We start from the raw sequence: 21,495 nt of genomic DNA on the forward strand, positions 1-21,495 counted from the left end.
TCGTACCTCTTAAGAAAAAGCTAAATCTATCCTAAAGTAAATCAAAATAGGATGGGCTTTTTTTAAAGTATGCGTTAGTTTGTCGACAACTAATCACCAATCGATCATGGACAAAGTAATTTTGTGGTTATTCGCTGCATTGCTCAGCGTTGTATGCAATACGGTACAAAGCCAAACGCTGACTTCCCGAGTTTTGGATTCAGTTACAAAAGAACCCCTACCCTATGTAACGGTACAATTGAACAATAAAGGGGTAATTACCAATGAGGAAGGTCGATTTAGTTTTCTTTTAAATGAAAATGTCGTTGAAACGGACTCCCTTTTCATCTCTTGTATCGGTTATGCTTCAATTGGAAGACCCTTGAACGAGTTTACCGAAAATATCATTTATCTGAGTCCTAAAGCCATAGAGCTCAACCCCGTAATTGTGACTAATAAAAACTATTCCGCCGATGAAATCATCGCATTGGTGAAGAACAATCTCGACAACAATTACAACCAAGAGCTAAGTAAAAAAAGAATGTTTTTCAGGGATTCCTATTTTCAGGAATTCAATAAAACCGATTATACGTTCTTGAAATCGACCATTGAGGAACTCAATAAAAAATTCTTGGACAGTGTTCTGGACATACTACCCAAAAAATCAAGCTATTATACCGAAATTCTATGCGACCTTTATGGCGGCCACAACAAGGATACCCAAAAAATAGATATACTAAAAGCCTCTGAACTCTATGATAAAAGCAAAGAATTGGATTACGAAAACCTAGAGGAAAAATTCAATGAAATCATTAAATCGAATATAAGGAGGGATTCCTATTTCAAAATCAAATCCGGATTGTTCGGCACAAAGATCAAGGGCGAGGATTTCGATGAAATGTTCGAATCCGAGGTTGATTCTACAGATGCGCTAGCGCTACAGAAAGAATTGGAAGAAAAGAAAAAACGAGAAGAGGAACGCAAGGCGAATTTTGCCAAATATCGCAAGAAAAGCATTGTTGGTATGATGCAGGATTTGTTTTATATGGAGGATTCCCGGCTTGATATCATCAACAAATCGAGAAAATACGACTTCACCATAAAGGATTTCACGTATATGGGCGAGGATGCCGTATATATTTTGGAATTCGTTCCTAACGGCAGGGCCAATTATAAAGGTAATCTCTATATAGATTCCGATGATTTTGCCGTTCTACGATTGGATTATGAAAACGTAAAATCCTTGAAAAAATTCAACTTACTCGGTATATCCATGAACCAATTTCAAGGAAAGGGCAAAATGATCTTCAGCAAGGCAGCGAATAACAAATACGACATGCGTTATCTTGAGCAGGTAGAAGCCACCAAAGTGGGCATCCGAAGGCCATTAAAGATCATTGAAAAGAACAGAAATGTAAAAGGTAGGAATAAACAAAACGAACTATCGGTAAAATTGGATATGGGAACCGTTGGTACGAATAAGCGGGAACTAATCGTTTTCGATTCGGAAGACATCCCTATGACCACTTTTGAAGCATTTATTGAGAACAATTCCATTTTGCCAACGTACATGGCGAACTACGATCCGGAATTTTGGAAGGGACAAACCATTATAGAACCCAACCAAGCCATACGCGAATTTACCTCAGATGAAATGATTGCCAAATAATCTTTTAGACGAGATTGGCAATGAAGGAATAGAACAAAAGCCCCCAGCCTATCACCAATAGCAAACCTCCCAAGGGGGTAACAGGTCCAAGAAATTTCATGCGTTTGCCTTTTGCCTTTCCAATGACCAGCAGGTAAATACTGAATGAAAATAGCAGAGTGCCGATGATAAAACAGTAGATCATGTATTGTTGTAGGGAAGTATCCAGGTTTAAATTAAAACTTAGGACCAATAACAAGATAGCATGGTACATCTGATATTTTACCCCGGTCTCAAAACTTTTCAACTGATCATTATTCAAGGTCTTTTTTAAGGTATGTGCCCCGAAAGCACCAAAAACAACCGCTAACAAACCAAAGAGAGAGCCGACAACCTGGGCCAAAAGAACCATATCATATTTTTTGGAAATATATAAATTATTTTATGATATATTAATCACACTCTCGGCAACTACAAATACACAGCGCTATAAGGCTTTGGTCGCAGCCACTAAATGTCCTTTTTGTTGGGCCATATAAATAGGTGAAGTGGTAAATAATAGTTTTACCTGATTATCCCAGTCCCGCGCAATATTAAAATAACTGACATTTGTTTCAGCCATGATTTCCTCGCAATCAGTACAGGTGTGCTTATAATCCAGAAAATGGTGGGCGAATTCATGAAATGCCACTACTTTAAGAATTTCATTATCCAACAAGGCTGCCCAATTAATCAAGATATTCTCTATGTTTCCCGCCTCATCTCTTGAAACCATGCCCAATACCGTATTGTTTTCCTCAAGCGGTAAATTATTGACAATATCAATGTTTTTGAGTTGGAAAAGTTTTGAATGATAGTCAATATCATACTTTTTACACTGTTCGAAAAACTCGGTCAAGATCGGTTGAAGCCGACCATCAATATCCACGCTATTCTGTGCTTGTATATATTGACTTAGGCAAAACATGCCTATTAGAAATAAAACCATGCGCTTTTTCATAGGGTAAAAAGATTAAGTTTTGTTAAGATCGGTTTGATGAAAACGCATTGTTTTAATATGGTGAGTGCATTACATCTCTATTTTTAACGTTTTTATTGCGTTATTATTTCTAATTCGTTGTTCTTTAACACAATATGAGAATCCAATCTTAATTCCAGACCAAAGAAAACCCGATAGTACCATCCTATCGGGTTCTTCAATATTTCGTTCTTTCCTTTTATTCAGGTGATTCAATTTTATTTTTCAGATGATTGTAAAATTTCAACGTTTCTAAGCTGTCTGCATAGTTTATATAGAGTTTTGAAGAATCATTGTAAACCACTTTTATTTTTTGGTTCAAAAGGTTATCTACATAGACATTGACTTTTTTATTGGTGAGCGAATCCTTGAACTCCCTATAAAGTCCCTTTTCCTTTTCGAAGGCCGAAAACCCGTTCAGCCGCTCCATAGGCGGAATCTTGTCTACCCATAGAACACTGTCCACTTGAGAAAACTTCAATTTCTTATAATAAAATCCGGATAGTATCTTGACTTGGTCTTGCTCGATCTTAGTCCAGTTTTTAGCATGGACGAGAAAGGCCATAAAGCAAATAATGACGGTCAATACCATAATCAAATTCCAAAAACGGGATCTTTGCTGTACCATTTACTTGTTTTCTAAATTCCTATAGGTATCGAACCAAGCCAACGTATGGGCTATCTTGGCGATCAAATTGCTTGGCCTGTTGGCTATACCATGGCTTGCATCCGGAATTTCAACGAATACGGTTTCCTTTTTCCTCAATTTGAGGGCATGGTATAATTGTTTGGCTTCGCTAGGTGGTGTTCTTAAATCGTTCATTCCCACCATAACCATGGTTGGCGTCTCTATATTACCAACGAGTGAAAGAGGGGAAAATTTCCAATAGCCTTCAAAATTCTCCCAGGGTTGACCGGGGTAACGCGAATTGGCATATCCAAAATAATTGTCGGCCACCAAAGTTTTGCTGATCCAGTTCATTACCGGTTTAGCGACCACGGCAGCTTCAAACCGATTGTTTTTTCCTATTATCCAAGCGGTCATTATGCCTCCGGCACTGCCTCCGGTCACGAACAATTGGTCTTCATGGGCAATTCCTTTGGCGATACAATAGTCCACACCATCCATTACATCCTGATAATCATCCCCGGGATAATTGTTATAAAGTAAATTTCCGAATTCTTCCCCGTAGCTCGTACTACCCCTGGCATTGGGATAGAAGACCACATAACCGGCGGCGGCATATAATTGCATTTCTACGGAAAAACGATCCCCATAATTCAAAATAGGCCCCCCATGGTTCTCAACTAAAAATGGATATTTCTTCGAGGAATCGTATGCAGGTGGATAGACCACCCAACCTTGTATATCGCGTTGATCCACCGTTGATTTGTACCAAATTTCCTCTACATTGCCCAAATTTCTGTAGTTCAACAACCCCTTGTTAAGGTCTGTGATTTTTACGACCGATGTACTCTTCGGCTGTAAAACCGCTAAATCAGCCGGGTGCTCTGGCCTTGACTTGGTATATACTAGGGTCCCGTTCTTGGAGGTACTAAAAGAACCACTGGCATAAGGCCTGCCTATGGTGGTGCCCCCCATGTCATCTGCCAATTTGGTTATTTTTCCTTTCAAGGTGCTGAAGGCTATCTTACTATTCCCCTTATCATCATAGGTGAAGTAGAGGCCCTCGCTCTTACTGTCCCAAGTAATATCGGAAACGCTCCTATCCAAGGCCAAAGAAATTACCCGCTGATCACCCCCATCTATATTCATAAGATATAGTTTCCGTACCTGATAGGTCTGTACGTGATCATCGAATCCTAAATAGGCGATGTATTTGCCGTCTGGTGAAACTGCTGGGTTGGTATCCGGTCCATTTCTACTGGTCAATGCTTTAATGGTCCCATTATCAACATCCACCTCATAAATTTCACTGTTCCTAAAATCGTATTCCCAGTCTTGGTTTCTATTCGCTGAAAAAAAGATCTTATCGGCATTTGGGGACCAACTTAGATTTCCTCTATGATGATAATCCCCTGAAGTAAGCTTACGTGGAGCCCCGCCTTCGGCGGGTAGGGTGAAGATATGGCTGAAACCTGGTTTTATGTACCCACGGCCATCGGCTTCGTGATATAGCCTATCGGTAATCCTAGGTGTCTCTGCCCAATCGGCACCTTTTGGTTTATCGGGTATTTTGGCTATCACGGGAGGTTTCTCCTCTAAAGTCATTGTAAACGCCAATTGATCTCCTTTGGGGGACCAAGTCAAGGAACCGGGACTAAAAGGAAGTTGTGATATTTTCGCGATCTTACCCGTATTGATCCAATACATATAAATTTCAGACCCCTCGTCCGTACCACTAACAAAAGCAAGTCTATCCCCATTGGGAGACCATCTTGGGCTCGACTCACCATCTTCTTTCGAAGTCAATTTTTGATGTTCGGAACCATCGGGTCTGATCATCCATAGATCCCCAATGGCCTTGTCTTTCATGACATCCATTTTCATCCTTTGATAAACGATCCAGTCGCCATTGGGCGAGATCTGGGGATCCGAAGCGTATTGCAGGTCAAAAAGGTCCATATACGAAAACTCCTTTTTTTGGGCATTGCCATAATAAAAGAAGCCTAAAAGTAGTATGGTAATAGGTAGAATTTTATATCGCATAACTTTAGAATAATGAATAGCTAAACTTAAGCAATAACGAGCGTTATAACAAAGTGTATTTACATACACTTATCAGGAAAAGAAAGTGCTCTAAACTTTATCTTAAACCAACATTGAAGCTCATTACTATGAAAATCCTACAATAAATATCCTAATGGCAATGTCTGTATATTTATAATAATGGGTTTCAGCCAAACCTACTGAAATATTCTGCAAACCAATAGCCAAAGTCCTTAAAGATTTCGAATGACCATGGGGGTATCGACACCTTAAATGGTAATGAAAGTAATTTGAAAACAAAGTGAAAACGTATTACGGCCATAAAGAAATTTAGACCAATGCAACCTTTAGATGAGACTTAGCGGCAAAAAGGTTAATTACCAATAATAAAAAGTTAAGCAAAAATACATTTCTATATATAAAAACTTATATTTAGATTTGTCTAAATTATTATTTTGGATAATGAGAATATCATATGTCTTAACTTTGATTCAGCTTATGTGTCTGTTTTTTCTAGGGCATGATTTTTCATATTCACAAAAAGCTCAAATAGTCGGGGAAGTCATGGATGGTTTAACACCTATACCCCACGCTAATATTTATCTTGAAGGCACTGCACTAGGGGTTGCTTCCGATGAAGATGGCGATTTTCGACTTCAAAATATTCCTTTTGGCACTTATGTGTTGAAAGCAACTTCCATTGGTTACTATTCCTATTCAAAAAAAATCATCATTACGGATAATGAGACCAAGCACTTATCTATATTTTTAGAAATATCCACAGAGCAGTTAGAAGAATCGGTAGTTTCAGGCACACTCAAGGCGGTGAGTAGAACTGAAAGCCCCGTACCTGTTGAGGTTTATAGTCCTACTTTCTTAAAAAAGAATCCAACCGCAAGCATCTTTGAGGCTCTACAAAATGTGAATGGGGTAAGGCCACAAATCAATTGCAACGTATGCAATACCGGCGACATTCATATTAATGGTTTGGAGGGACCTTATACTTTGGTCTTAATCGATGGGATGCCTATTGTAAGTGGACTTGGAACGGTTTACGGATTATCGGGTATACCGAATTCTTTGATAGAACAGATTGAGATCGTAAAAGGACCCGCATCCAGTCTTTATGGAAGTGAGGCCGTTGGCGGACTTATTAATGTTATCACAAAAAGTACCGAGGCAGCTCCGGCGTTTTTTGCAGACAGTTTTATATCTGGGTGGGGTGAATACAATTTGGAAATTGGCACCAAAATAAATTTTGGAAAGAACACCGATGCCCTCTTGGGGGTTAACTATTTCACGTATGCAAATCCTTTGGACAAAAACAAGGATAATTTTACGGATCTAACTCTCCAAAATCGAATTTCTATTTTCCAGAAATGGAATTATAAAAGAGGAAATAATCGCATTTTTACCTTGGCAGGTCGTTATTTTTATGAAGACCGATGGGGTGGTGAAATGCAATGGACCCCCGAATACAGGGGAGGCGATAAAATCTATGGTGAAAGTATCTATACGCGCAGGTGGGAAATTCTCGGTAAATATCAACTACCAATAAATGAAAAAATGTTGTTTTCATTTTCATATAATGATCATAGTCAAAATTCGGCGTATGGCGATATTCCTTACTTAGCCGATCAACGCATAGGTTTTGGTCAAATAACTTGGGACAAGACTTTTAAATCACATGATCTTCTTTTCGGGAGCGCCCTTCGATATAATTATTATAACGATAACACAACGGCCACAATAAATGCCGATGAAGTTTTGATTCCCAGCATATTTGTCCAAGACGAAATAAAATTGGCTAAGGAACATTCCCTACTGCTTGGTCTAAGATACGATTACGATAAAAGACACGGTTCAATTTATACCCCAAGAACTGCGTATAGATGGAAGATTTCTGGCAATGATATCTTACGTCTGAACGCCGGAACGGGATTTAGGGTTGTGAACTTGTTCACTGAAGAGCACGCCTCATTAACAGGCGCAAGGGATGTGATTGTAACCGAAGAATTAAAACCGGAACGTTCTTTTAATTTCAATATTAATTTCCTGAAAAAGATTTATAGCGGCAACGGCACATTCATCAGTCTAGATGCTTCTATCTTCTATACTTATTTCAATAATATCATATTGCCTGATTATGACACCAATCCCAACCAGATTATTTATGACAATTTAGATGGTAAATCTATCTCACAAGGGGTCAGTGCCAATATGGATGTCGCTTTTCCTAGTGGATTGAAGTTACTACTCGGCGCAACTTTACAGGATGTTAGTTCAACAGAAGCAGGCATGAAACAAAACCAGGTCTTAACTGAGAGCTTTACTGGCACCTGGAGTGTTTCTTACACACTTAGACCTTGGGACCTAAGTATTGATTATACAGGAAACCTATATGGGCCTATGCGTTTACCACTTTTAGGTCTGACCGACCCACGAAAAGAGTATTCCCCTACTTGGAGCATACAAAATATTCAATTCACCTACAAGGGCTTTAAACATTTTGAAGTTTATGGCGGAATTAAAAATTTATTGAATTGGACACCCAATCGTGGTAACCCATTTATCATTGCGAGGGCAAATGACCCTTTTGACAAGAATGTGGCATTCGACAACAATGGTAATGTCGTTGCAACCGCTGACAATCCATATGCATTGACCTTTGATCCATCCTATGTTTATGGCCCCAACCAAGGAATCCGTAGTTTTTTCGGTCTGCGTTATCGTTTTGACAAGTAAAACCAAGCTCAACTGAAATACCTATTTTTGAAGGTAATAATTGGTAATATTCAGTATTGGAAATAAATAAGTCACCTTATGATTATATATTGATCGGGGCAGGAGCGGCCGGTTTCATGCTAGCCGATGCGCTGGGTCAGGATTCCTATTTCAATGATAAAAAGATCTTGCTTTTGGATAAAGACCCAAAAAATACGAATGACCGCACATGGTGCTTTTGGGAAGAAGGGAAGGGTCGTTTCGATGGTATAGTTCATAAAGCTTGGAACGACATCTACTTTGGAGGACAAGGATTTTCAGAACAATTCAAGATCTCACCTTATGCATACAAGTTGATTCGTGGATTGGATTTTTATCGGCACTACCTACAGAAAGTAAGCACCCATACCAATATTGAATTTCTCCAGGAAGAGGTGCTTAATGTCAGTGAAAATGAAGGCAGCGTTTTGGTCACCACAACTGAAGAAACCTATATCGGCAATCAAGTGTTCAGTAGTGTTTTCGATTTCAAGACCCTAAAAAATCAACATAAATATCCTGTTTTACAGCAGCATTTTCTGGGTTGGGTAGTAAAAACAAAACATCCTGTTTTTAATGCAGATCGGCCCATATTTATGGATTTCTCAGTAGAACAAAAGAACAATACCCGTTTTATGTATGTTTTGCCTTTTTCGGATACCAAAGCGCTATTGGAATATACGTTGTTCTCTGAACATCTTTTGCCGGAAGCATCCTATGAGAAAGCCATAAAGGATTATCTGAACCAGAAATACGGATGTGTGGAATATGAAATCCTCGAAAAGGAAAAAGGCAGTATTCCAATGACCTGTTATGATTTTCAAGTCCATAATACAAAGAGGATCCATTATATAGGATCTGCTGGGGGTTGGACAAAACCCAGTACCGGGTATACTTTTTATAATACCTCAAAAAAAATCAGCGACTTAATAACGCTGATCAAGGAAAATAAGTCTTTTGCCTCTCTTCGGACCAAATGGCGATTCCGGTTTTATGATCTATTGCTATTGGATATACTTTATTCTGACAATGGTAAGGGCCAATACATTTTTGAGACCCTTTTTAAAAACCGACCTCCCCAACTGATCTTCAAGTTTCTCGATGAGGAAACCAATCTTTGGGAAGATTTACGAATAATTTCAGGATGTCCGAAGAAGGAATTTATTAAGTCTTTAATTAGAAGGTTGTTGCCGTTTTTTAAATAAGTCACATTAAATCCCTGATATACAAAACCCAGTATTTCTGAGCGAGGATAAATTATTCAACGATAAGTGATTTATACTTCACGCCGCATTAAGCCTTCTCCAAATTCGCGAAGAACATTTTTCTTTTCTTCCGATAGGTTAAGCATAGTAAGAATATCAAATGCCTTTTGAGTATAGTTTTGAATTTCCAACTTCGTGCGTTTTTCAGATCCAGAGGATAGATAAATGGCTTTTACCGTATTCACTTTTTCGGTCGGGTCCTGGGGTTGAATGGAATATAGATCAAGTATTTGCTTTTGTTCCTCGGCATTACCCGATTGCATTGCCAATAAATACAATATGGTCTTTTTATTTGCTATGACATCCCCACCTAGCTGTTTTCCAAAAGTATCAGGATCTCCGAAGGCATCAAGATAGTCATCTTGCAATTGAAAGGCGATTCCCAGGTTTTTCCCAAATTCATAGATATAGTTCTGATCCTTTAAAGAGGCCCCGGCAATGATCCCTCCCATTTTCATGGCTGCCGCCACAAGAACGGCTGTTTTGTATTCGATCATTTTCAAATACTCAGGAATCGTAACATCATCCCGTGTTTCAAAATCGACATCATATTGTTGTCCTTCGCAGACCTCAAGAGCGGTTTTACTAAAAAGCTGTGCCAATTCCCGAAAAGTGTCATTCCTATAATTTTCGAAGTACTGGTAGGCCAAGATCAACATGGCGTCACCCGAAAGGATCGCTGTATTCAAATCCCACTTTTCATGCACGGTCTGCTGACCTCTGCGCAAAGGAGCCGCATCCATTATGTCGTCATGGACTAAAGAAAAATTATGGAAGACTTCAATAGCCAAAGAAGCATCCAGGGCCTTTTTATAATCGGTCCCAAAAAGATCGGTTGTCATTAGGGTAAGAACAGGTCTCAGGCGTTTGCCTCCAAGCCCTAAAATATAAGTAATCGGGTCGTAAAGCGTGGCTGGTTCCTTTGTAAATATCTTTTGTTCCAGATAGGTGATAAATTCTTTGCGATACTGTTGTATGGAATGCATTGCAGCTGATTTTCGTCAAAAATACATCCATTTTAACAAAATTCTTTCATTAGGTTTCCATTTCAAAAGCAAAAAGGTGATACAAACCAAGATATGATAAAGGTTCTAAAATCGATGTATCGAACTGGGAACATTATGATAAAGTCTGGGAAGAAGGAGGTGAAAAAGCGTTTGAAGTATATGTGAAACGCGAAGCGGAAGAGGATAATCCTCACTAAACCAGCCAAATACAGGACCTGCTTTTAAAAATTCGCCAAAGGATAAGGCTTTGAACTATGTTAAATAATTGTAAAACTTTGGAAACTTTTTTTGTTTCTTAAGTTTCCTGTATATATATTTGCCCTCTTTTTGCAACAAAATAGATGAGGGAAAAGATACTACACAAGGCGACCGATTTATTCTTAAACTTAGGGTTTAAGAGTGTGACTATGGACGATTTGGCCCATGAATTGGGTATTTCAAAAAAAACCATCTACGCCCATTTTGCAAACAAGACAAAGTTGATCGAAGAATGCACAAAGCATTTGTTTTGTGCTATTTCTGAAGGTATAGATCATATATGTTCCTTGAACAAGAACCCCATTGAAGAGTTATATGAAATCAAGAAATTCGCACTTTTACATCTAAAGGATGAAAAAGCCTCCACCCAATATCAATTACAGAAATACTACCCTAAAATCTATGAAAACATCAAGGACAAACAGTTCTTTATGATGGAGGGTTGTGTGGTTTCTAATATCAAAAAGGGAATTACCTTGGGTATTTATCGTGAAAATCTAAATATAGACTTTGTATCACGGATTTATTTTGCCGGGATAACCAGTCTTAAAGATCATGAGCTTTTTCCTGTAACAAAATTTCCAAGGGTAAGTCTTATGGATGAATATTTAGAATACCATCTAAGGGGCATTGTCACCCCAAAAGGACGTCAAGTACTAAATAATACAATAAACTCAAATCAAGAATAGATGAGAATTCTTTTTTTATCAATCTTAGTAGTATTGCAAATGGCAACGGGTTATTCCCAGGAACAACCCAAAAGTTTTTCTTTGGAGGAGGCCATTGCCTATGCTTTGGAAAATAATTACAGCGCTATTAATGCCCAAAGAGACGTTTTGGATGCCAAAAAACAAAAATGGGAGACCATAGCCGATGGTTTACCGCAGATCAGTGGTGACATCAGCTATCAAAACCAGTTGAAACAACCCATTTCCTTAATTCCGGCAGAATTTCTAGGTGGCGAACCGGGAACATTTGTGCCCATAACCTTTGGGCAACCTCAACAAGCATCGGCCACGGCCACCTTACGTCAACAGATTTTTGATGGCTCCTATATCGTTGGTGTACAGGCCACTAAAACATTTTTGAATTATAGTGCCAACAATAAGGAAAAAACCGAATTAGAGGTTCGAAAAGCCGTTGTTGAGGCCTATGGAAATGTGCTTTTGGCCCAAGAAAGTGTGACTATTCTTGAGAAAAACCTTGCTACTTTGGAAAAGAACCTTTTTGAAACCACGAAAATATTCGAAAACGGTTTGGGTGAGGAGGAGAGTGTTGAACAATTGCAGATCACACTATCCTCTGTCGACAACCAATTGAAAAATGCGATACGATTAAAAGGCATAACCCTTCAGATGCTGAACCTCTTAATGGGTATCGAAATCGACTCCCCTACCCAATTGACAGAAAATTTAGATGACCTTGCATTAAAACAAATAGATTTAGACCTGTTGGAATCCCCTTTCTCCTTAGAAGAAAATGTGGATTATAAATTGGCACTCAATTTAAATGAACAACGGTTTCTGGAACTAAAATTGGCCAAAAGCAGGGCACTCCCCACCTTAAATGCTTTTATAAACTATGGCAGTGCATCATTCAGCGATTCCTTTGATTTTTTAAGCGGAACTCCAGAATGGTATAATTCATCGATTATGGGTTTCGATTTGAATATTCCCATTTTTAGTTCCTTAAAAAGAAGTGCCAGTACCCAACGGGCTAAAATCGCGTTGGAAAAGGCAAAAACACAGCTCACAGAAGCAGAAGAACAAATACGATTGCAATTGCAGCAGGCTAAAAGTGATTATATATTGGCTATAGAACAGTATGGGACTTCGAAACAGAATCTTGGACTCGCAGAACGCATAGAAAACAAGAACCAAATAAAATATTTCGAAGGTATTGCAAGTAGTTTCGACCTACGCCAAGCCCAAACACAGCTGTATACTGCCCAACAAGAATATTTACAATCCATGGTGGAGGTAATCAAGGCGAAGACCGCCCTTGAAACCATTTTGAACAATAAATCGTAAACAAAGCAACAACTAATCAGCATACAATGAAAAAGATTCTTTATACGACTCTCACCCTAATTGCTTTAATGGCCTGTGGCACGAAGCAACAACAATCTGTTGAAGATTTGATCGCCGAAGGTAATATAGAAGCCATACGAGCGAAGAAGAGCGAAATATCCGAACAGCAAAAAACGCTTGAAGATATAGCCATAAAACTCGATTCGGCCATCGCCCAATTAGGAGGTGAAGAAAAACTCCCATTAGTAACGACGATTACCGCCGAGCCTCAACATTTTGTACACTACCTTGAATTGCAAGGAGATGTAAAGACCAAACAAAATGTACTTATCTACCCAGAAATGGCAGGTACCTTGGAACGTATTTATGTTACGGAAGGAGAGCGGGTGTCCAAAGGTCAACTTTTGGCCAAAATTGATGATGGGGGGCTGGGCAGTCAATTGGCGCAGCTTAAAACCCAAGCCGAGCTGAACAAAACGACCTTTGAACGCCAAAAAAGATTATGGGAACAAAAAATCGGTTCAGAAATACAGTTTTTACAGGCAAAGACAAACTATGAGGCCTCTCAAAATGCCGTAAAGCAGCTTGAAAGTCAACTTGGAAAATCGACCATACGGGCACCTTTCCCAGGAATCATCGATGATGTCATACTGGATCAAGGCACTGTGGTTTCCCCGGGCCCAGGTTCCGAAATATTCCGAATCGTAAACCTGAGTGATATGTACATTGAAGTTGATGTTCCAGAATCCTATTTAGGACAGGTCTCCAAGGGGAAAGAAGCTGTGGTCTATTTTCCTGTACTTGGGGATAGTGTCACTACCAAAGTTCGTGTGACAGGTAATTTCATCAATCCCAGCAACCGTTCATTCCGTGCTGAGATACCGGTTCCCAACATAAAGGGTCTAATCAAACCCAACCTTACGGCAAAGGTTAGACTTAATGACTATACCAATACCGAAGCCATACTTATTCCACAAAGTATTATTTCTGAAAATGCGGAAGGAGAACAATATGCCTACGTAAGTTCGGAACCCAACGCTAAAAATGAAGCAGTTGTTACACGAAGCATCATTACCACGGGTAAAACCCAAAATGGACAGATAGAGGTACTTACAGGGATTAGCAGCGGTAATCAAATAATCAAAGAAGGAGCAAGGACCGTCAAAAATGGTCAGAAAGTGAAAATCCTTAATTAAAGACGTTTAACCAATGAGCAAACAGCTAAAAAACGCCCAAAAGGAATTCAGGCTTTCATCGTGGGCCATAGATAATCCTTCGGTCATTTACGTAATGATCGGTATCTTTCTATATATAGGACTTAAATCTTATTTTTCAATGCCAAGGGAGGATTTCCCGGAAATTGTCGAAACCAAGATTTACATAAGTACGCCTTATCCAGGGAATACCGCAGAGGATATTGAACGATTGATTACCGATCCCCTTGAAGATCGGCTAAAGGATGTCAGCAATGTGGTTGAGATAACCTCGACCTCCCAAGAAGATTATTCTATCATCACTGTCGAATTTGATGAGGAGATTACAGTAGAGGCGGCTAAGCAAAAAGTGAAGGACGAAGTTGATAGTGAAAAGGCCAGTGAAGATTGGCCTACTTTCAATAATGCAAAGGTAGAACCCAATGTTTTCGATTTGAATATTTCGGAATCCTTTCCGATCATGAACGTCAATTTTACGGGGGATTATCCGGTAGAAAAACTAAAGGTGTTTGCAGAACATCTTCAAGACGAAATCGAGGACCTTCCTGAAATCAAGGAAGCCGAAATTCGTGGTGCCCAGGAAAAGGAAGTTGAAGTAGCCGTTGATATCCATAAAATGATGGCGGCCAAAGTAAGCTTTCAAGATGTGATTAGTGCCATCGGCAACGGCAATACCACTATGTCTGCAGGAAATTTAATAAGCGGTGGCCAACGCCGAACCATCCGCATCATAGGCGAGGTCGAAGACCCAAAAGAATTGGAAGATTTCGTGGTTAAATCCGAAAATGGGGCCGTTTATTTAAAAGACATTGCGACCATTACTTTTAGCGAAGAGGATAAAACTACCTATGCAAGGGAATTTGGAGAAAGTGTGGTCATGCTCAATGTGACCAAACGCGCTGGGCAAAATGCAATTTCAGCTGCCGATAAAATCAAGGTACTTGTAAAGGATCAATTGGAAAATTACTATCCTGCCGATCTAAAAATCTCAATTGCGAACGATTCCTCGACCCGTACGTTGAACCAAGTAGATGACCTGGTCAACAATATCATTTTTGGTATTTTATTGGTCGTTACCGTTCTGATGTTCTTTTTAGGCTTCCGGAACGCCCTGTTCGTTGGTTTTGCAATACCTATGTCCATGTTCATGTCGTTCATGATCCTAAACTATTTGGGTGCCTTTGTTGATGGTATGAGCTTTACCTTAAACACCATGATCCTTTTCGGGATGATCATGGGGCTGGGAATGCTTGTCGACAACGGAATTGTGGTCGTTGAGAATGTGTATCGTCTTATGGACCAGGAAGGCATGTCGCGTATAGAGGCGACCAAAATGGGGATAGGTGAAATTGCGTTCCCCATCATCATATCAACGGCCACAACAGTGGCGGCATTTGTACCTCTAGGTCTTTGGCCAGGTATTTTTGGGCAATTCATGATCTATTTCCCAATAACCTTGTCCGTGGTACTCGGATCCTCGCTCTTCGTGGCAATCTTTATGAACTCTATGTTGGTTTCCCGTTTTATGGAAATCGGTGAAAAAGAACTTACCTATAAACAACTCATACGATTAAGCATCATTTTAGGTGTTTTTGGTATTTTTATTTTAATCGTAGGCGGCCCTATACGCGGATTGGGATCGGTAATGATCGTCACCGCCCTTTTATTCTGGGCCTACAAATATGTGGTTAAGGGAGCAGCGCTCAAATTCCAAAGGGTTATCATGACCCGTTTTGAAGATCTTTATGAAAAGCAATTGAAGGGGGCTTTAAGAGGGAGCAATGTTTATTGGTACTTTGGGTCGACATTTTTACTTTTGATCGTCACTTTTATGCTCTTTGGTATGTCTATTGGTAGTGGTAGGACCAAAATCGAATTCTTCCCTGACAATAAACCGAACGAGATTTATGCATATATAGAATACCCACAAGGGACGTCTATTGAAAAGACCAATAAGTTGACCTTGGACATCGAAAAACGGGTCTATGAAGTGATAAATCAGGACAAATATAAAAAAGGCGATTACAACTTCTTGGTAGAATCGGCTGTCTCACAAGTAGGTGAAGGTGCAGGCAACCCGTTTACCGATGGCGGTTCGGCCGCGGAAATGCCACATCGTGGGAAGATAACCTTATCTATGCGCGAATATAAATACAGAGGTGGTCTCGATACGGAGGAATTAAGACAGAACATACAAAACGCATTGACGGGAATCTATCCTGGTGTGGCCATATCAGTAGAAAAGAATGTCGACGGACCCCCAGCTGGTTATCCTATCAACATAGAATTGGAAGGAAAGGATTATGATGAGCTCATCAATACCGCTGAGGATATGCGGAACTTTATCAACAGTAAGAACATAGCTGGGATCGAAGAGTTGAAGATAGATGTAAATAAAAGCAAACCGGCCATGGAGGTTGAAGTTGACCGTGAGAAAGCAGGGGAACTGGGCGTATCGGTAGGGCAAGTTGGTCTGCAGCTACGACGCTCATTGTTCGGTGAAAAAGCGGGAGTCTTTAAAAAAGAAGGAGAGGATTATGATATAAACGTCCGTTTCAATGAAGACTTACGTTACAATACCAGTGCACTTTTCAATCAAAACATAATCTTTAGGGATGCGGCAACAGGGAAAATCAAGGAAATTCCAGTGTCGGCCGTTGCTTCTGAACGTAACACGTCTTCCTTTAGTGCCATAAAACATAAGGACAATGAGCGGGTAGTTACCGTCTATTCGCAATTAAAACCTGGTTTTAGCGATGCAGGGGCCATTGTGGCGGAAATACAGAAAGAGATGGAGGATTTTAAAAATTTTCCCCCGGATATAAAAATCGACTATACCGGTCAAATTGAGGAGCAAAACAAACAAATGCAATTTTTGGTGGGTGCTTTTTTCTCCGGTTTAGGATTGATTCTTTTAATCCTGATTTTCCAGTTCAGTGGAATATCAAAACCCATCATTATCATGATCGCTATCTTCCTGAGTTTCATAGGCGTATTTGGCGGCTTAATGATTACGGGGAAACCTTTCGTGATCATGATGACCATGATGGGAATCATATCCTTGGCAGGGATTGTAGTGAACAATGGCGTTGTTCTCCTGGATTATACCCAAATATTGATTGATCGTAAAAAATTAGCCCTAGGCCTAAACGATACCGACCTATTATCAAAAAAAGACGTTACAGAAGCTATTGTAAAAGGGGGTAAAGCGAGATTGCGGCCCGTTTTATTGACCGCAATCACAACTGTTCTTGGACTAATACCATTGGCCATTGGTCTGAACATCGATTTCTTTTCCCTATTCACCGAATTTGACCCTAAGATCTATATCGGAGGTGATAATGTTGTTTTCTGGGGACCATTGGCATGGACCGTGATCTATGGCCTTATTGTTGCAACTTTTCTGACCCTTATCATCGTGCCTGTACTATTTAATATCTCGTACCGAATGAAGATTACCCTAAGGAAATGGCGTAGTAAAGGAACGGCAAATACCTCGAGTGGAAAATTGGAAGCGGCAACCTAATATTTTAAAAATAGCAACTTATTAAAGCCATTCCCGTAGTTATAAGGGAATGGCTTTTTTATTTCCATGAAAACCATCCATACTTCAAGAACCCAAAAAGTATTTGGTTTCAACTACATAATTTTCGGGTGCAATATTATGTCATATTTGAGTAAATGCTATATTTCAGCGAATTTCGACCCACATAACGAAGTCCCTATACATAATTTCGATTAAATTTGCCTTTTTAAAACAAGAACAATACATGTACAGAAGTCATACTTGTGGAGAGTTAAGGGAATCAGACATTGATCAAGAGGTAACCTTGGCCGGATGGGTCCAAAAGACCAGGGATAAAGGTTTTGTAGTCTGGGTAGATTTACGCGACCGTTATGGTATTACCCAATTAATATTCGATGAAGAAAGAACTTCCCAAGAACTTTTGGAACAAGGAAGAACCCTAGGACGTGAATTTGTAATTCAAGTAAAAGGTTTGGTCATTGAAAGGACCTCGAAAAATTCGAATATCCCAACCGGGGGTATCGAAGTATTGGTCAAGGAACTTCGCCTTCTGAATAGCTCTAAAACACCACCCTTCACCATTGAGGACCAGACGGACGGCGGTGAGGATCTTAGAATGAAATATCGCTATTTGGATATCCGAAGAAATCCGGTCAAGGAAAACTTGATTTTTAGGAGCAAAGTGACCATGGAGGTACGAAAATATCTTTCAAAGGAAGGTTTTATAGAAGTTGAAACCCCTTATCTCATAAAATCAACGCCCGAGGGTGCCCGCGATTTTGTAGTGCCCAGCCGTATGAACGAAGGACAGTTTTATGCCTTGCCCCAATCGCCCCAGACCTTTAAGCAGCTGTTAATGGTCGGTGGTATGGACAAATATTTTCAAATTGTAAAGTGCTTTAGGGATGAAGATCTTAGAGCTGACAGGCAGCCCGAATTTACACAGATCGATTGTGAAATGGCCTTTGTGGAACAAGACGATATTTTAAACGCTTTTGAAGGATTGACACGTCATCTTTTAAAAGAGATCAAAGGTGTTGAGACCACCAAATTTCCAAGAATGACTTTTGACGAAGCCATGGCAAAATATGGAAATGATAAACCCGATATTCGATTTGGAATGGAATTCGGGGAGTTGAATGCCATAGCCCAACATAAGGATTTCACCATTTTCAATACGGCGGAATTGGTTGTGGGGATTGCGGTACCAGGCGGTGCTTCATATACGAGAAAGGAAATCGATGCCTTGGTCGATTGGGTACGAAGGCCTCAAGTTGGGGCTAAAGGCATGGTCTATGTTAAATGTAATGAAGACGGTACCTTTAAATCTTCGGTTGACAAGTTCTACGACCAGGATGATTTAGCCAAATGGGCACAAGCAACAGGAGCGAAGACAGGGGATTTGATTTGTGTGTTATCAGGAAATGCAGATCAAACCCGAGGACAATTAAGTGCCCTAAGAATGGAAATGGCCGAGCGCCTTGGACTTCGAAAAAAGGATATATTCGCACCACTTTGGATCTTGGATTTTCCGCTATTGGAACTTGATGAGGAAACCGGACGTTATCACGCCATGCATCACCCATTCACTTCTCCGAAACCTGGGCAAATGGGACTTTTGGAAACCGAGCCGGGAAAAGTCAAAGCCAACGCCTACGATTTGGTGTTGAACGGCAATGAAATCGGTGGTGGCTCCATTAGAATACATGACAAGGAAATTCAAAGTACTATGTTCAGACATTTGGGCTTTACACCTGAAGAGGCAAAAGCGCAATTCGGGTTTTTAATGGATGCCTTTCAATTTGGGGCACCCCCACATGGCGGAATCGCATTTGGCCTAGATCGATTAGTGGCTATCTTGGGTGGACAGGAAACCATTCGTGATTTTATCGCCTTTCCTAAAAACAATAGTGGCCGTGATGTCATGATCGATGCGCCTGCTCCCATTGATGATGCCCAATTAAAGGAATTAAATTTAAAGTTAGATCTTTAGAATTTTAAAAATCCCACATACAGTGGGATTTTTTAATACTTTTAGACTTCGACTCAACAAATGCCAAACCAAATAAACACATACTTTACCCGTTTTTTAAAATGGAGGTATAAGCATATCTCGAACAAAACGTTCACCCATATTATGAGCGTTATGGTCGGTCTTTTGGCAGGACTTGCAGCGGTAACCCTAAAAAACATTACTTATTTTATTCAATCCTTGGCCGAAAAAGGGATTGTTTTATCAGGCAACGAGCTTCATTTTATCTTGCCTATTATCGGCCTGACTTTAGTCTATTTGTATGTTAAATTTGTACATAAGGATCGGTTGCAACATGCTATTTCTTCCATACTTTTCGCATTGTCGAAAAGGAAAGGCGTAATTCCTCTTAAAAAAATATACACCCCGTTGATAACAGCTCCCCTGACTGTGGGTTTTGGTGGGTCAGTTGGGCTTTTAGGACCTGCAGTGGCTTCGGGCTCAGCGATAAGTTCCAATTTGGGAAATCTATTTCATGTAAATGCCAAGACTAGGTCTTTGTTGATAGCCTGTGCCTCCGCTGGTGCCATCGCTTCCATATTTCAATCCCCGATTGCAGCCATCATTTTCGCCGTGGAAGTATTTAGCTTAGATCTTACTATGATCTCAATGCTTCCCTTATTATTAGCATCGATTTCGGGTGTTCTAACCTCATATTTCTTCATGGGAAACGAAGTCCTTTTTGATTTTAATCTTACCGATAATTTTGAAGTCAAAGATACTATGTTCTATATCATTTTAGGGGTGGGTACGGCCTTTGCTTCTATTTATTTTACTAAAATGTACTTTGCAATATTAAAACTTTTCGAGCCTTTTAAAAGCCCGAAATATAGGTTGCTGGTTGGCGGTTTGGCTATTGGGACCATGCTCTATTTTATTCCTGCACTCTATGGTGAAGGCTTTGGGTTTATAAACAATTTATTACATGGAGAGCATATTAAGGCATTAGGGGAAACACCGTTTAATGAATATTTGGATAATATCTGGGTCGTGATCTTGTTGCTTTTTAGCATAACGGTATTTAAGGCAATTGCCACAACGACCACTTTTGCAGCAGGCGGCGCCGGGGGTATTTTCATTCCGACGATGGTAATGGGCAGTGCTTTGGGGAATATGGTTGCCAAGATCATCAATAATATCGGCTTGGATTTTAATGTTTCGGAAAGTAACTTTACCCTTATTGGGATGGCGGGATTAATCGCGGGGGTTATTCATGCTCCTTTGACGGCCATATTCCTCATTGCGGAGATAACCGGTGGTTATGAACTGTTCGTTCCCCTGATGATCACGGCGTCAATATCATACCTTATTACCAAAAATACAGTTGACTATACAATATATACTAGGGAATTGGCCGAAAGAGGGGCATTGCTCACACATGATAAAGACCAGACCGTTTTAACCTTAATGCAATTGGATGATGTCATTGAGAAGAATTTTAAAACGGTTCGCCCTGAAACGACCTTAGGAGAAATGCTCCATAATTCCGTTGCAAAATCAACTAGGAATATATTCCCTGTAATAGATGCCAAAAAGGCCCTATTGGGGATTGTATTGTTGGATGATATTCGTGAATTCATGTTCGATACCTCGTTGTATGCGACTACAACGGTTGAGACTTTTATGCACGCTGCTCCCGAACATATATTTTATGACAAGGATAGTATGCAAGAAGTAATGCAAAAATTCCAGGATAGTGGGGCTTGGAACCTTCCTGTTATCAAAGATGGGAAATACCTAGGGTTTGTTTCCAAATCCAAGCTGTTGACCGCCTATCGCAGAAAGTTGATTAATTTTACGAAATGAAATATGTAATCCTTCTTATCGTGTTGGCTTCATTTGGATCTATTATCTATGGATTCAGCGTACACGAAGAGCAAGTAGCGTTAGGTAATAAATGTATAGGCTTTGGTACTGCAGGGCTTTTTTTACTGGCCATGCCCTTATTTCTTTATAAGGCAAGCAGCGGAAAAAAGATGAAGGATTATATGTTGACCGAGGACAACATTAGAAAAATGCGTGGGGAGGAAACGGAAAAGCCTGAAAATCAATGATTCCACCAAATAATTTCAGCCCAATTTGTT

General features: G+C 39.9%; 15 protein-coding genes. 10 read left to right on the forward strand and 5 right to left on the reverse strand.

Annotation, left to right across the window (positions count from 1 at the left end):
• The first annotated feature begins 106 nt into the window (after positions 1-106).
• The gene (locus tag HPE63_RS06825; RefSeq protein WP_188313506.1) at positions 107-1,648 is read left to right on the forward strand and encodes a carboxypeptidase-like regulatory domain-containing protein; all 1,542 of its coding nucleotides are present in this window, start codon (positions 107-109) and stop codon (positions 1,646-1,648) included.
• Between the two features lie 4 nt (positions 1,649-1,652).
• Here HPE63_RS06825 and HPE63_RS06830 read toward each other — a convergent pair whose 3' ends face one another.
• From HPE63_RS06830 to HPE63_RS06845, 4 genes are all read right to left on the reverse strand, one after another.
• Entirely contained in the window at positions 1,653-2,039 is a 387-nt protein-coding gene (locus HPE63_RS06830) for a DUF423 domain-containing protein (RefSeq protein WP_188313507.1), read from the reverse strand.
• 75 nt (positions 2,040-2,114) lie between these two features.
• A complete protein-coding gene (locus tag HPE63_RS06835; protein ID WP_188313508.1) occupies positions 2,115-2,627 on the reverse strand; it encodes a hypothetical protein in 513 nt (170 codons plus the stop codon).
• A gap of 217 nt (positions 2,628-2,844) precedes the next feature.
• Entirely contained in the window at positions 2,845-3,273 is a 429-nt protein-coding gene (locus HPE63_RS06840; RefSeq protein WP_188313509.1) for a hypothetical protein, read from the reverse strand.
• Positions 3,274-5,316, reverse strand: a complete 2,043-nt coding sequence (locus HPE63_RS06845) for a S9 family peptidase (RefSeq protein WP_188313510.1) — start codon at positions 5,314-5,316, stop codon at positions 3,274-3,276. It abuts the gene before it with no gap.
• A gap of 462 nt (positions 5,317-5,778) precedes the next feature.
• Between HPE63_RS06845 and HPE63_RS06850 the strand changes: the two genes are divergently transcribed.
• Both HPE63_RS06850 and HPE63_RS06855 read left to right on the forward strand, forming a co-directional pair.
• Entirely contained in the window at positions 5,779-8,061 is a 2,283-nt protein-coding gene (locus tag HPE63_RS06850; protein WP_188313511.1) for a TonB-dependent receptor, read from the forward strand.
• 56 nt (positions 8,062-8,117) lie between these two features.
• A complete protein-coding gene (locus tag HPE63_RS06855; protein ID WP_223198077.1) occupies positions 8,118-9,284 on the forward strand; it encodes a lycopene cyclase family protein in 1,167 nt (388 codons plus the stop codon).
• 71 nt (positions 9,285-9,355) lie between these two features.
• Here HPE63_RS06855 and HPE63_RS06860 read toward each other — a convergent pair whose 3' ends face one another.
• On the reverse strand, positions 9,356-10,330 hold the full coding sequence (locus HPE63_RS06860) for a polyprenyl synthetase family protein (RefSeq protein WP_188313512.1): 975 nt from the start codon (positions 10,328-10,330) through the stop codon (positions 9,356-9,358).
• A gap of 362 nt (positions 10,331-10,692) precedes the next feature.
• Between HPE63_RS06860 and HPE63_RS06865 the strand changes: the two genes are divergently transcribed.
• The 7 genes from HPE63_RS06865 (at position 10,693) to HPE63_RS06895 (ending at position 21,465) form a co-directional block, all read left to right on the forward strand.
• A complete protein-coding gene (locus tag HPE63_RS06865; RefSeq protein ID WP_188313513.1) occupies positions 10,693-11,298 on the forward strand; it encodes a TetR/AcrR family transcriptional regulator in 606 nt (201 codons plus the stop codon).
• Entirely contained in the window at positions 11,299-12,639 is a 1,341-nt protein-coding gene (locus tag HPE63_RS06870; protein ID WP_188313514.1) for a TolC family protein, read from the forward strand.
• 26 nt (positions 12,640-12,665) lie between these two features.
• Positions 12,666-13,835 (forward strand): efflux RND transporter periplasmic adaptor subunit, encoded by a 1,170-nt coding sequence (locus HPE63_RS06875; protein ID WP_188313515.1) that lies wholly within the window; start codon positions 12,666-12,668, stop codon positions 13,833-13,835.
• 13 nt (positions 13,836-13,848) lie between these two features.
• Positions 13,849-17,379: an efflux RND transporter permease subunit gene (locus HPE63_RS06880; RefSeq protein WP_188313516.1), complete on the forward strand. Its 3,531-nt coding sequence runs from the start codon at positions 13,849-13,851 to the stop codon at positions 17,377-17,379.
• Between the two features lie 244 nt (positions 17,380-17,623).
• Positions 17,624-19,372: an aspartate--tRNA ligase gene (aspS, locus tag HPE63_RS06885; RefSeq protein ID WP_188313517.1), complete on the forward strand. Its 1,749-nt coding sequence runs from the start codon at positions 17,624-17,626 to the stop codon at positions 19,370-19,372.
• Positions 19,373-19,432: 60 nt separating this feature from the next.
• Positions 19,433-21,217, forward strand: a complete 1,785-nt coding sequence (locus HPE63_RS06890; RefSeq protein WP_188313518.1) for a chloride channel protein — start codon at positions 19,433-19,435, stop codon at positions 21,215-21,217.
• Positions 21,214-21,465: a hypothetical protein gene (locus tag HPE63_RS06895; protein ID WP_188313519.1), complete on the forward strand. Its 252-nt coding sequence runs from the start codon at positions 21,214-21,216 to the stop codon at positions 21,463-21,465. The genes HPE63_RS06890 and HPE63_RS06895 overlap by 4 nt, the downstream gene beginning before the upstream one ends.
• Positions 21,466-21,495 lie beyond the last annotated feature (30 nt).

This window comes from Maribacter arenosus (assembly GCF_014610845.1).
Classification (GTDB): domain Bacteria; phylum Bacteroidota; class Bacteroidia; order Flavobacteriales; family Flavobacteriaceae; genus Maribacter_A; species Maribacter_A arenosus.